This is a genomic window from Klebsiella sp. OBRC7, assembly GCF_000293135.1.
Classification (GTDB): Bacteria; Pseudomonadota; Gammaproteobacteria; order Enterobacterales; family Enterobacteriaceae; genus Klebsiella; species Klebsiella michiganensis.
In genome coordinates, this window is the sequence record NZ_ALNJ01000085.1 from 213201 (window position 1) to 225696 (window position 12496).

Annotated in this window: 11 protein-coding genes and 1 pseudogene; 2 read left to right on the forward strand and 10 right to left on the reverse strand. The window is 60.9% G+C overall.

Annotated elements, in window-relative coordinates:
* Positions 1-2: 2 nt before the first annotated feature.
* Positions 3-1935: pseudogene (locus tag HMPREF1144_RS17150) on the forward strand (DNA topoisomerase III); the annotation flags it as partial.
* Between the two features lie 95 nt (positions 1936-2030).
* On the opposite strand, the gene gdhA reads toward HMPREF1144_RS17150, so the two are convergent.
* The gene (gene gdhA / locus HMPREF1144_RS17155) at positions 2031-3374 is read right to left on the reverse strand and encodes an NADP-specific glutamate dehydrogenase (protein ID WP_004850048.1); all 1344 of its coding nucleotides are present in this window, start codon (positions 3372-3374) and stop codon (positions 2031-2033) included.
* Positions 3375-3556: 182 nt separating this feature from the next.
* Positions 3557-3967 carry a pyrimidine (deoxy)nucleoside triphosphate diphosphatase gene (locus HMPREF1144_RS17160; RefSeq protein ID WP_009653472.1) on the reverse strand — a complete coding sequence of 137 codons (411 nt, stop codon included), beginning with the start codon at positions 3965-3967 and terminating at the stop codon, positions 3557-3559.
* A gap of 86 nt (positions 3968-4053) precedes the next feature.
* Between HMPREF1144_RS17160 and HMPREF1144_RS17165 the strand changes: the two genes are divergently transcribed.
* Positions 4054-4671, forward strand: a complete 618-nt coding sequence (locus HMPREF1144_RS17165) for a CDP-alcohol phosphatidyltransferase family protein (RefSeq protein ID WP_009653432.1) — start codon at positions 4054-4056, stop codon at positions 4669-4671.
* Positions 4672-4811: 140 nt separating this feature from the next.
* Here HMPREF1144_RS17165 and HMPREF1144_RS17170 read toward each other — a convergent pair whose 3' ends face one another.
* From HMPREF1144_RS17170 to xthA, 8 genes are all read right to left on the reverse strand, one after another.
* A complete protein-coding gene (locus tag HMPREF1144_RS17170) occupies positions 4812-6119 on the reverse strand; it encodes a rhodanese-like domain-containing protein (RefSeq protein WP_009653392.1) in 1308 nt (435 codons plus the stop codon).
* 78 nt (positions 6120-6197) lie between these two features.
* On the reverse strand, positions 6198-6830 hold the full coding sequence (locus tag HMPREF1144_RS17175) for an ATP-binding cassette domain-containing protein (RefSeq protein ID WP_009653419.1): 633 nt from the start codon (positions 6828-6830) through the stop codon (positions 6198-6200).
* A complete protein-coding gene (locus tag HMPREF1144_RS17180) occupies positions 6830-8365 on the reverse strand; it encodes an ABC transporter permease subunit (RefSeq protein ID WP_009653450.1) in 1536 nt (511 codons plus the stop codon). Before HMPREF1144_RS17180 ends, HMPREF1144_RS17175 begins: the two co-directional genes overlap by 1 nt.
* Positions 8338-9498, reverse strand: coding sequence for an ABC transporter substrate-binding protein (locus tag HMPREF1144_RS17185; RefSeq protein WP_009653473.1), 1161 nt, complete (start codon positions 9496-9498; stop codon positions 8338-8340). Before HMPREF1144_RS17185 ends, HMPREF1144_RS17180 begins: the two co-directional genes overlap by 28 nt.
* 9 nt (positions 9499-9507) lie before the next feature.
* Complete coding sequence (locus tag HMPREF1144_RS17190) at positions 9508-10059, reverse strand: carboxymuconolactone decarboxylase family protein (RefSeq protein ID WP_009653518.1); 552 nt, start codon at positions 10057-10059, stop codon at positions 9508-9510.
* A complete protein-coding gene (locus tag HMPREF1144_RS17195; protein WP_004850064.1) occupies positions 10056-10754 on the reverse strand; it encodes a TVP38/TMEM64 family protein in 699 nt (232 codons plus the stop codon). The genes HMPREF1144_RS17190 and HMPREF1144_RS17195 overlap by 4 nt, the downstream gene beginning before the upstream one ends.
* A complete protein-coding gene (locus tag HMPREF1144_RS17200) occupies positions 10744-11379 on the reverse strand; it encodes a TVP38/TMEM64 family protein (protein WP_370430593.1) in 636 nt (211 codons plus the stop codon). Before HMPREF1144_RS17200 ends, HMPREF1144_RS17195 begins: the two co-directional genes overlap by 11 nt.
* 210 nt (positions 11380-11589) lie before the next feature.
* Entirely contained in the window at positions 11590-12396 is an 807-nt protein-coding gene (gene xthA, locus HMPREF1144_RS17205) for an exodeoxyribonuclease III (RefSeq protein WP_004850068.1), read from the reverse strand.
* Between the last annotated feature and the right edge of the window lie 100 nt (positions 12397-12496).

Consider the following 12496-nt stretch of genomic DNA (forward strand, 5'->3'; position numbering starts at 1 on the left):
TCATGCGGCTGTTTATTGCAGAAAAACCGAGTCTCGGTCGCGCCATCGCCGATGTGTTGCCAAAACCGCATCGCAAAGGTGACGGCTATATTGAGTGCGGTAACGGGCAGGTGGTCACGTGGTGCATCGGCCACCTGCTGGAGCAGGCCCAGCCCGACGTCTACGATGCGCGCTATGCGCGCTGGAACCTGCTCGACTTGCCTATCGTGCCGGAAAAGTGGCAGCTCCAGCCTAAACCGTCGGTGACCAAACAGCTTAACGTGATTAAGCGTCTGCTCGGCGATGCGCAGGAAGTCATTCATGCGGGTGACCCGGACAGAGAGGGGCAGCTGCTGGTGGATGAGGTACTTGACTACCTGCAGCTGGCGCCGGAAAAGCGTCAGCAGGTGCAGCGCTGTCTGATTAACGATCTTAACCCGCAGGCGGTGGAGCGGGCGATTAACCGCCTGCGCGCCAACAGCGAATTTGTTCCGCTGTGCGTCTCCGCGCTGGCCCGCGCCCGCGCCGACTGGCTGTACGGGATCAATATGACCCGCGCGTACACCATTCTTGGCCGTAACGCGGGTTACCAGGGGGTGCTCTCGGTCGGGCGCGTACAAACGCCGGTGCTTGGCCTGGTGGTACGCCGCGATGAAGAGATTGAAAACTTCGTCGCTAAAGACTTCTTCGACGTCAAGGCGCATATCGTTACCCCCAAGGATGAGCGTTTTGTCGCCACCTGGGTGCCCAGCGAGGCCTGTGAACCGTACCAGGATGAAGAGGGACGACTGCTGCATCGCTCGCTTGCCGAGCACGTCGTCAAGCGCATTGAGGGCCAGCCGGCGACGGTCACCGCTTATAACGATAAGCGGGACTCTGAGCCAGCGCCGCTGCCGTTCTCCCTCTCGGCGCTGCAGATTGAAGCCGCGAAGCGCTTCGGCTTTAGCGCGCAGAACGTGCTGGATATCTGCCAGAAGCTGTACGAAACCCATAAGCTGATTACCTATCCGCGTTCGGATAGCCGCTACCTGCCGGAGGAGCATTTTGCCGGGCGCCATGCGGTGCTGAACGCCATCAGCGTGCACGCGGCGGATCTGCTGCCGCAGCCGGTGGTGGATCCGGAGATCCGTAACCGCTGCTGGGACGATAAAAAGGTCGATGCCCACCACGCGATTATTCCGACCGCCCGCAGTTCGCAGGTAAAACTCAGCGACAACGAAGAAAAGGTTTACGGCCTGATTGCCCGCCAGTATCTGATGCAGTTCTGCCCGGATGCGGTATTCCGCAAATGTCAGATCGATCTCGATATCGCCAACGGCAAGTTCGTTGCCAAAGCGCGTTTTCTGGCGGAAGCGGGCTGGCGAACCCTGCTGGGCAATAAAGAGCGCGATGAAGAGAACGACGGCATGCCGCTGCCGGTGGTGGCAAAGGATGACGAGCTGCTGTGCGAAAAAGGCGAAGTGGTGGAGCGGCAGACCCAGCCGCCGCGTCATTTTACCGATGCGACGCTGCTATCGGCGATGACCGGTATTGCCCGCTTTGTGCAGGATAAAGACCTGAAGAAAATCCTGCGCGCAACGGACGGCCTCGGTACGGAGGCAACCCGCGCCGGGATTATCGAACTGTTGTTCAAACGCGGCTTCTTAACCAAGAAAGGGCGCTATATCCACTCCACCGACGCCGGGAAGGCGCTGTTCCACTCTTTACCTGAAATGGCGACGCGCCCGGATATGACCGCCCACTGGGAATCGATTCTGACGCAAATCAGCGAGAAACAGTGCCGCTATCAAGACTTTATGCAGCCGCTGGTCGGTACCCTGTTCCAGCTTATCGACCAGGCCAGGAGCACGCCGGTACGCCGCTTCCGCGGAATTGTGGCCCCGGGCGATGGCAAGAAGAGCTTTAGCAAGGGGAAAGGCAGGGCCAAAGCGAAAGATAAAAAAAGCGCCGCCGGCCCTGCGGCGGAAAGCCCGCAATAAAAAACCCCGGGAAACCGGGGTTTTTCAATTATGCTCCGAACCCATATACAGGGGGGCATTCAGCGAGTGGACTTAAATAACACCCTGCGCCAGCATTGCGTCGGCGACCTTCACGAAACCGGCGATATTCGCGCCGCGTACGTAGTTGGTCTGCTTCGCTTCACCACCATACTCAACGCAGGCGTGGTGGATATCCAGCATGATATGGTGCAGACGGGCATCCACTTTCTCCGCTTTCCAGCCCATGCGCGCGGCGTTCTGCGCCATTTCCAGACCTGAAGTGGCGACGCCGCCGGCGTTGGCCGCTTTACCCGGTGCGAACAGCACGCCCGCTTCGAGGAACAGATCGGTCGCCGCAATAGTGGTTGGCATGTTGGCGCCTTCCGCGACGGCCTTCACGCCGTTGGCAATCAGCTGGCGGGCAGCGTCGACGTCCAGCTCGTTCTGCGTGGCGCACGGCAGAGCGATATCCACCGGCACGGACCACGGCTGTTTGCCTTCAAGGTAGGTCAGGCCGAACTCGCGCGCGTAATCCGCCACGCGGCCGTGGCAGCGCTCTTTAATGTCGATCAGGCGCGCCAGTTTTTCTTTGGTGAAGCCAGATTCGTCAACCACGGTACCGTTGGAGTCGGAGGCCGTAATCACCCGCGCCCCGAGCTCCATGGCTTTCTCAATCGCGTACTGCGCCACGTTGCCTGACCCGGACACCGCGACGCGAGCCCCTTCAAAGCCCAAACCGTGGCGCTTAAGCATCGCTTCGGTGAAGTAAATCAGTCCGTAACCGGTGGCTTCCGGACGAATCAGGCTGCCGCCGAAGGAGAGGCCTTTACCGGTGAAGACGCAGGCGCTGTTGTTGGAGAGCTTACGCATCATTCCGGCCATAAAGCCCACTTCACGACCGCCCACGCCGATATCACCGGCCGGCACGTCGGTATCCGGACCGAGGTGGCGATACAGCTCAGTCATCAGCGACTGGCAGAAACGCATCACTTCGCCATCGCTTTTTCCTTTAGGATCGAAGTCGCTGCCGCCTTTACCGCCGCCCATAGGCAGGGTGGTGAGGGCGTTTTTGAAGGTTTGTTCAAAGCCGAGGAATTTCAGAATCGACAGGTTTACAGAGGGATGGAAACGCATACCGCCCTTATACGGGCCGATGGCGGAGTTGAACTGCACGCGCCAGGCGCGGTTAACCTGAACCTGATTGCGGTCATCAACCCAAACGACGCGGAACTGGATAGCACGCTCCGGTTCAACCAGACGTTCCAGCAAATTCATCTGACGATAGCGCGGATTTTCCTCAAGGAATGGCCACAGGGTGGTCATCACCTCGCGGACCGCCTGAGCAAATTCAGTTTGATTTGGATCGCGCTGTTGAACGCGGGCGAGAAAACCTTCCAGAGTGCACGTCTGATCCATAGATATAAGTTCCCCTTATGGTTGTGGTTGCGTCTATTTATTATGATTCGGCCCTTGAAAAAGCCGATTTTCCGACTATACCATCGGAAATCGTTAGTTAAGCAAGGAAAAATTGTTCAGAAAGCAAAATTTATAATCAGGCGGTGGTCATAATCAAAAGCGATGACAACCACCCGACAAAATTAGCGGGAATGGAGAGCGGCGCGCTGGGCGATAAAGGCTTCGAGCAGGGGAATATCGGCTGGCGCAAGAGGGAAGGTTAACGCCTCCTGCGGTGAACACCAGCGCAGCTGGCTGTGGTAGCGGGCGATGGGTTCGCCGTTAAAATGCGGAACCCACCAGGCGTGAAGATGTATCAGGCGGGCGGACACTTCGCGCTGGTGGCTGGCGATGTAGCATTCCGGCCGGGCGTCGATCGCCAGCTCCTCCTGGAGCTCGCGCGCCAGCGCCTGGGCCTGGGTTTCGCCGGGTTCGACTTTACCGCCGGCCAGCTCCCACATCCCCGGCTGATCCGCGTGGGGCGGCCGCTGCGCCAGCAGAATTTGCCCGTTGCGTTCGATAATGGCGGCAACAACATCAAGGGTTTTTAGCATGTGAATCATCGTTCTGTACGGGATAATGGCCTATTATCACCGTCCTTGTCCCCGTCAAACAACCCTGAATTCGCTGGAGAGACTTTGTGCTTGACCGTCATTTGCATCCCCGCCTGAAACCTGTCCTCAACGCCGCCGCCGCCCTGCTGGATCGTCCGGCTATCTCTCCAGATGGCCTGACGCTATTTGGCTTTGCGATTGGCGTGCTGGCGCTGCCGTTTTTAGCCCTGGGCTGGTATCCGGCGGCGCTGGCGGCGATCGTGCTCAATCGCCTGCTGGATGGCCTTGACGGCGCGCTGGCCCGGCGACGCGGATTAACCGATGCGGGCGGTTTTCTCGATATTTCGCTCGATTTCCTGTTTTACGCCCTGGTGCCGTTTGGCTTTATTCTTGCCGATCCGGCGCACAACGCGCTGGCGGGCAGCTGGCTGCTGTTCGCGTTTATCGGCACCGGCAGTAGCTTTCTCGCCTTTGCCGCGCTGGCGGCTAAGCATCAAATCGATAATCCGGGCTACGCCCACAAATCGTTTTATTATCTCGGCGGGCTGACGGAAGGGACGGAAACTATCGCGCTGTTTGTGCTGAGCTGCCTGTTCCCGGCGTCGTTCGCGTGGCTGGCGTGGATGTTTGGCGCACTGTGCTGGCTGACGACCTTTACGCGGGTGTGGAGCGGATACCTTACCCTGAAGCAGGTAAGAGATTGATGGGCGGGTTTTTCCCGGCTTGCGCTGCGCTTAGCCGGGCTACGGGGCCACAGTCGTCAGCGGTCCGGTGCGCCAGCGCCGTCTTCGGGAAATGCGCCGGGAAGGATGCTTCCCGGCGGTTCATATAGCCAACAGGCGAATTACCTACTGCTTTCCGGGCCGCGTTCCCCTCGCGAGACCGGGTTTTTCGGGTTGCTGCTCCACTCGTACCAGCCGCCGTCGTAGACCGAGACGTTGTTCCAGCCCATCGCCCGGGCGTACATAAAGGTTTCTGAGGCGCGCCAGCCGGTACCGCAGTAAAAAGAGACCTGCTGGTTCGGCAGAATATTCCATGATTTCCACATCGCGGCGATATCATCAGCGCTACGCATGGTGCCGTCCGGATTATGGAAATCCTCCATATGGGTGGAGTCGCTTCCGGCATGGCCCCAGCGGGCACCGGCAATCTCCCCCATCGGCTTGATATAGCTGTAGCCGCTGGTGGTGCCGATAAACTCCGGCCAGGAACGAATGCTTACCAGCGAGGCGTCCTGACGGTGCAGCAGGGCGCGAGCCTGCTCGGTATTGAGCATCAGCTGCGGCTGACCCGGGATCGGCGCGCCGAATTCCGGCTCGGGCTTCTGCTTCGGTGGCGTTCCGCGCTCGACCGGCAGCCCGGCGTCGGACCAGGTTTTCCAGCCGCCGTCGAGCAGGCGTACATCCTTAACCCCGGCGTAGAGCATGATCTGCGCCACGCGGGCGGCAGCATACACGTCGCGACCGTACAAAATCACCGTGGTGTCATGGCGAATACCGTGTTTTGCCAGCATTGCTTTAAGCTGCGCGTCGGAGACTTTATTCCATAGCGGCTCGCTCTCCACCTCGTTGGTATCGATATACCCGGCGCCCGGAATATGGCTCAGCAGATAAAACTTCGGCGCGCCCCACGCGGCCTCGAACACCTTCCAGTGCCCGGCAGGCGCGGCGGTGACCGGTTTACCCTGCTGGAGGTCGTGCAGCCACTGCGGATACACCAGCTGTTCAAAATGCGGCAGCTTCTGCAGGCGGTCCGCCTGGCTCAGGGCGTCGCCGAGCGAGCTGAGGTGAGTGAAACCTGCGGCCTTAAGGCGCGCCGCGACTTTCGCGTTGTCGTCGGCGTTGCCGTACAGCGCAATCGGCGTAGAGGCCTGCAGATTGTGCAGCTTAGCCCAGGCGCTCAGCTGTTCATCGTTCAGCGCGCCAAGCCAGCTGGCGGCGAGGTTGAGCGCCTGCGGTTCATGGCCCTGAGGGCCGTTGGCGCCTTGCGGCCAACCGTTATAGAAAGCGCTAAGGCGCGTATCAATAGCGACGCCGTTGTGCTGTTGCAGCGTGGAAAGCGTTAGCGTTGGCATGGTGTCAGCGGCGGAGGTGGAAGCAGCAGCAAGCCCCATCAGCAGGGCGAGTGCGGTCAATTGAGAAACACGTTTCATCGAAATGCCCGGCAGTAGAAAATTGAGCGGCAATTCTCCGCGTTATTCGCGGAGAATTCTTTGCGATAGCGCAGGCTTTCATTGCCAGAGCCCCATATGCAAACAGCGCCCGCCGGCGGGCGTATCCTGGTCATCATGCGTGACCAGCACCGCGGGGATCGCCTGCCGCGCCAGTTCGTTGAACACCCAGCGGCGAAAATCGGCGCGCAGCGCAACGTCGAGGCGATTAAACGGCTCATCCAGCAGTAGCGCCCGCGGTCGGGCCAGCAGGGCGCGCAGCAGGCTGACCCGCGCCCGCTGGCCGCCGGAAAGGGTGGCCGGATCGCGCGTATAAAACCCCGCCAGACCGGAGCGCTCCAGCGCCTGTTCGACCTGGGCTTTGCGCTGGGGGCCGCGAACGTCAGCGGCAAGCGCCAGCAGTAAATTTTGCCCGACGCTGAAGTGGTCGAACAGCAGCGCGTCCTGGAACAGGATGCCGATGCGCCGTCGCTCGGTGGGTAAACTGTCGCAGCGCTGGTTATCCAGCCACAGTTCGCCCGCGGCGCGGAAGCTCTCTTCCAACGCGCCGATCATCCAGGAGAAGAGCGTTGATTTGCCGCTACCGGATGGCCCCATCAAGGTCAGGACCTCGCCGGGAGCAACGGAAAAGTCGACGTTGCGCAGCAGCGGCTCTCCGTTGAGGCTGAGAGTCAGGTTTTTGACGATCAACATTAGCGTAATCCTTGTCGATAGCGGCCGGTCAGCCAGGCCAGCAGCGCGGTGGCGGCAAAAAACAGCGCCGGCAGCAGTAGCTGCCATAGCGCCTGCGCGGCCAGAGTGGACGTTTCGCCGCCGCTGCTCAGCGCGACGGCTTCGCTGGTGAGCGTCGGGAACCGTCCGCCTCCCAGCCATAACGTCGGCAGATATTGCGCGATGCTTACCGAAAAGCCCACCGCCAGCGCGGTCAGCAGAGGACGCGTCAGGGCGGGTAAGGTAACCAGCCAGAAGATGCGGCCTCGTTGCCAGCCGAGGGTGCGGGCGAGCAGCTCCATGCGCGGGTCGCGAGCGCGCCACGCGGGACGCAGAATAAACAGCATCCACGGCACGACCCACAGCAGGTGCCCCCATAAAACGGCGACCCACTCGCCGTCCAGCCACGTATACAGCGCCAGCTGATATTGGCCGTCTACCAGCGGCAGCGCTGGTAAAATCAGCGGCAGCCAGATCCATCTGTCGAAACGGGAGGGGCCAGACGCCAGCCACAGCAGGCAGATAACCGCGCCGAGCGACGCTGAGCAGAGTCCAAGCCACAGGCTGTTGCCGACGCTATCGCTGACCGGCTGGCTATTCTGCGCCGCCGCGGCAAGCAGCAGGGCGCAGGCCACGCCGCACAGCGGCAGAAGAAGGGCGAAGCTTTTCCCGGCGAGCGCCCGCGGCTGCGGGTGGCGGATCCCCTGAACCTGCGGGATCCGCCGTCGCCAGAGACGCCAGACTCCCCACGCCGCCAGCGCCATGATGCCGAGCGTCAGCAGCAGTACCAGGCTGGCGAGGGCGCCTTTCGCCTGCTGGATCTCATCGCCCTGGCTTAACCATTGCCAGGCCAGCACCGCCAGCGTCGGCGGGTTACCCGGGCCAATCACCAGCGCGACGTCGACCGCCGAAAGGCTCCAGGCGGCGGTGGCCAGCAGCGCTATCGACAGCGCCGGAAGCAGCGTGGGCAAGACTAACCATTTCAGGCACTGCCAGCGTCCGTAGCCGAGGCTTTTTAATACCGTCGCCTGTCCGGCCAGGCGTTTCTCGCCTAACAGGCCATAAACCACCCACAGCAGGAACGCGCTCTCTTTGAGGGCCATCGCCAGGCCCAGTCCAATGCCGTAGCGGTCAACCTGCGGGGTAAAAAAGGGCAACAGGCGCGAGAGCCAGCCGCCATCGGCGAAGAACAGCAGGGCTGCGGTGGCGAAGGCCACGTGGGGCACCGCCAGCAGCAGAGGGAGCCTTGCGGCCAGCCGCCGCCAGCCGCCCGACGGCCAAAGTGCGGCCACGACGGTGAGCGTGATGATCAGTGCGCCGCCAACCGATAGCAGGGTTGAGACGAGAGTCGCCGCCAGCGCCTGGCTGAATTGCGGGTCGGCAAACAGCGACAGCCAGCGCGCGCGGCGGAGCGCCGGAAGCGCCATCAGCGCAGCGGCCGGCAGCAGCGGCAGATAGATCAGCGCGACGGCGGCCCAGGCCAGCAGCCTTAGTGCGTGCCGTAGCGGCGCAGCCATTCCTGCTCCAGCGCGTCAACCCAGGCCGCGTGCGGTTCACCCAGCATAGGCGGCATATTCTGCGGCACAACGGCGTTAATGGCCTGCCGCTCAGTCTCGGTTAATTTCGCCGGATCCAGCACGCTGGGGTCGCCCCACACCGTCGGGTCGGCCTTGCGCAGCTGGGCCTGCGGCGAGAGCAGGAAATTCGCGACCACTTTCGCCCCCGCCGTCGCCCGGGCATTGGCCGGGATCGCCACAAAGTGGACGTTGCCAAGCATCCCCTCGCGGAAGCCGAAACCGTAGCTGTCTTTCGGTAGCTCGCCGCTGACCGCTTTTTGCTGCGCGTGCAGCGGGTTAAAGGTGATGGACAGCCTGAGGGTCCCATTTTTAAGCATGGCATCCATGCGGGCGGGCGAAGCCGGGAAGTCGCGGCCCTGGCGCCACAGCAGAGGGTGAAGCCGATCGAGATAGTGCCACAGCGGCGCGGTCACGGCGGCGAAGGTGGTCTCCTCAGGCGGCTGGCGTAGCGCGTCGGGCCGCGGAGTCAGCGTCAGCAGCAGCTGTTCAAGAAACGCGGTACCGGTAAAATCCGGCGGCCGCGGGTAGGTGACGCTGCCGGGATGCGCGGCGGCGAAAGCCAGCAGCGCCTGCGGAGTGGTGGGCCCGTCGGGCGTTTGTGAGCGGCGGGCGATAAAAGTGAGCTGCGCGCCGCCCCACGGCGACTCGGCGCCGTCGGTGGGAATGGAGAAATCCTCGCGCACCGGCTTTTGCGTATCGACAAAGCGCCAGTTGGGCAGGGTTTCCGCCCACCGGGTTTGCAGCAGCCTGGCGTTTTTCAGGGTGCTGAAGTTTTCGCCGTTGACCCACAGCAGATCGATGGAACCGCCTTTACTGCGTCCGGCGCGGGCTTCGGTCTGGATGCGCTTTACCGCGTCGGCGGCATCCGCAATATGCACGATGCGCAGGTCAATAGCGTAGTCGCGCTTTACCTCACCGCTGACCCAGTCGAGATAGCGGTTCACCGCCGGATCGCCGCCCCAGGCGTTAAACCACACCGTCTGGCCGCGGGCTTCTTGTTGTAGGGATTGCCAGCCGGCGCTGGCGGCCAGCGGGGAGAGCAATAGCAAAGCGAAGACCAGCACACTGCGCATAACCACTCCTTATGGTTTTGAATCGGTTGGGATCCGGCACAATCCCTGGGCGGGGATCGCCATGGCCGAATTAAAGCGCGCCGACAGGTTTTGTAAACCGATCAGCGCGGTGAGTTCGGTGAGCGCGCGGGCGTCAAACTGGCCTGCCAGCCTGTCGCGCAGCGCATCGTCGACCACCGGCGGCGTCATGCTGGCCGCCTCGGCATACTCCAGCGCCAGCCGCTCGCGGTCGCTGAATAGCGCGCTGTCCCGCCATTCGGCGACCGCCAGCAGCTTAGCGTTGCCGCCGCTGCGTTCCGCCAGCTTCATATTGGTGATATCAATGCAAAACTCGCACAGGCACAGCTGCGCGACGCGGGCGCTGACCAGCGATCTCAGCACCGGATCGAGGGGCGAACGCTTGCGTTCCAGATAGCCGACGAACATCGACACCAGGTAAAACACCAGCGGAATACGGCCCCACCAGCGGATAGGGCTGAGTACCTCGCCGTAGTGGCGGCGATGCAGCCAGGCCTGCGGGCGAAGAATCAGCGGAATAGACTTCAGAGGGGGTAAGCTCATCGTGAACGCCTCTTTTGTTGTTCAAGATAGAGCGCTTTCGCGACGACCACCACAATCGCCAGCGCAAACAGGATCGATAAACCGGTCACCAGCCAGAATGTGCCGCCGGTCAGCAGGCTGCCGGTCCACGAATAGACTATCGTCGCGGGCAACTGGCCGAGACCGGTGGCCAGCATAAAGTGGCGAAAGCGCATTGACGTCAGCCCGGCGGCGTAGCTCACCGGGTCGAAGGGAACGAAAGGGAGCAGACGGCAGATTAATATGGTGTGTTTGCCGTAGCGGGTAAAAAAGCCGTCCATACTCTGCAGTACGCTCTTGCCGGTGAGCTTTTCCACCGCGTCGCGGCCGAGCGCTCTGGCGATAAAAAAGCACAGCGCCGCGCCGGCCATCGCGCTCACCCACGACAGCGCGCCGCCCCAGAAGGCGCCGAACAGGGAAGCGTTAGCGAAGGTGATCAGGAAGGCGGGAAGCGGGGCGATAATCGCCTGCAAAATCATCAGGGCGAAGGAGACCAGCGCCGCCTGCGGGCCCCAGGAGTCGATAAAGCGTTCAATAGCCTGCTGATCGAGCGTGGCAAAAGCGGCGAGGCTGCGCTGCATAAACGCATTGACGCCGGGTATCAGCCACCATGCCAGCAGAAGCGCAAACAGCGTCATGCCGATGGCTATCCGGTAGCGCGCGTTGCTATTTTTCATCGTTAGCCTGTATCCGTGATGTCTCGATTCGCCGATAGCGGGCATATCTTTTCGCCGCCTGAATCAGGGCAAATAAGGCCAGCCCCGCGAGGGTTAGCTTCAGTATAAACAGGGGGGTGATACCCTCGCGGATAAGCTCGCTGGCCATCAGCGTATAGATAAATATGCCGGGCAAGGTGGTGAGGGCGGAAATAAAGGTAAACGTCCAGAACGGAATCGCCGTCAGGCCATAGGCGTAGTTCTGCACATTATAGGGAAACAGCGGGATGAGCCGGGTCAGAATTAAAAAATCGGTGCCGCTACGGGCGATGCCTTTTTCAATGGCCTGAAAAATCGCCGTCTGCCCGACGTATTTAAGCAGCAGCTCGCGGCCCAGCCAGCGGGCGAACAGAAACGACGCGGAGGAGGCGAGCGTCGCCGCCAGCAGCGATAGCAAGGTTCCCGCCAGCGGACCGAAAATCACCCCGCCGGCAATCACTAATAGAGAGCCCGGTAGCAAAAACAGGGTGGCGACGATAAACAGCAGAATATAGAGCGTATAGCCGAAGGCGCCGCTCTGGCGGATCATTTCGCGCAGACGATCAAAATGGGTAACCAGCCCGGCAAAACCCGACTGCTGAATAATACAGGCGACAATGCTCAATATCACCACAACAAAAAGCAGCTTATATTCTGCTTTATGACGGCTTCTTTTGCATTGGGTTCTCCTGTATGGCGAGGGCGGTCTGAAGTGCGCGCGACAGTATAATAGTTTGCCGCCGTTCACAATCTCTGACGGCGGCTTTTTTGATATGGCTCAGGCTCTCCGGGCGGGAGAGCCTGACAGAGGGAATATTTAGACTTTAAAGGTCGCCCATACCGGCGCGTGGTCGGACGGCTTTTCCATTGCGCGAATTTCGTAGTCGATGCCGGTTTCGATGCAGCGCTGCGCCAGCGGGGTGCTTGCCAGCAGCAGATCGATACGCAGCCCGCGGTTATCGTCAAAGCCCTTAGAGCGATAGTCGAACCACGAGAAGTGTTCGTTGTCCTGCGGATTCGCATGGCGGTAAGTATCCACCAGGCCCCAGCCCAGCAGGCGCTCCATCCATTCGCGCTCTTCCGGCAGGAAGGAACACTTGCCGGTACGCAGCCAGCGCTTGCGGTTCTCTTCACCGATGCCGATATCGAGATCGGTCGGGCTGATATTCATGTCGCCCATGATCAGTACCGGATTCTCTTTATTCAGTTCGGTATCAAGGTAGTTTTGCAGGTTCTGATAAAACGCCGCCTTCGCCGGGAATTTGGTTTCATGATCGCGACTTTCGCCCTGCGGGAAATAGCCGTTAATCACCGTCACGTTGCCAAACGGGGAAGGGATCTCCGCCATGATGATGCGGCGCTGGGCCTCTTCACCATCGTTTGGGAAACCGCGACGCACGGAGATAGGCGTCTCTTTGGTCAGCAGCGCGACGCCGTAATGGCCTTTCTGCCCGTGATAAAAGACGTTATAGCCCAACTTTGCCACCTCTTCGAGAGGAAACATATCGTCGTGAACTTTGGTTTCCTGTAGGCCGATGACGTCGGGCTGGTGTTTATCGATGATGGCGGCCAGCTGATGCGGGCGGGCACGCAGGCCGTTGATATTAAAAGAGACAAATTTCATAGTCGCTGCCACTGTGCAAGGTGAATAGTGCAGGGATGGTAGCAGAAATTCGCCGGGCTGGCTGCGCAAAGGCGCTTTATTCTGCCGATTGCAGCGGTTG

Coding starts and splice junctions, on each gene's coding strand:
- gdhA (WP_004850048.1), bottom strand. CDS start 3,374: ATGGATCAGACGTGCACTCTGGAAGGTTTTCTCGCCCGCGTTCAACAG.
- HMPREF1144_RS17160 (WP_009653472.1), bottom strand. CDS start 3,967: ATGCTAAAAACCCTTGATGTTGTTGCCGCCATTATCGAACGCAACGGG.
- HMPREF1144_RS17170 (WP_009653392.1), bottom strand. CDS start 6,119: ATGAAACGTGTTTCTCAATTGACCGCACTCGCCCTGCTGATGGGGCTT.
- HMPREF1144_RS17175 (WP_009653419.1), bottom strand. CDS start 6,830: ATGTTGATCGTCAAAAACCTGACTCTCAGCCTCAACGGAGAGCCGCTG.
- HMPREF1144_RS17180 (WP_009653450.1), bottom strand. CDS start 8,365: ATGGCTGCGCCGCTACGGCACGCACTAAGGCTGCTGGCCTGGGCCGCC.
- HMPREF1144_RS17185 (WP_009653473.1), bottom strand. CDS start 9,498: ATGCGCAGTGTGCTGGTCTTCGCTTTGCTATTGCTCTCCCCGCTGGCC.
- HMPREF1144_RS17190 (WP_009653518.1), bottom strand. CDS start 10,059: ATGAGCTTACCCCCTCTGAAGTCTATTCCGCTGATTCTTCGCCCGCAG.
- HMPREF1144_RS17195 (WP_004850064.1), bottom strand. CDS start 10,754: ATGAAAAATAGCAACGCGCGCTACCGGATAGCCATCGGCATGACGCTG.
- xthA (WP_004850068.1), bottom strand. CDS start 12,396: ATGAAATTTGTCTCTTTTAATATCAACGGCCTGCGTGCCCGCCCGCAT.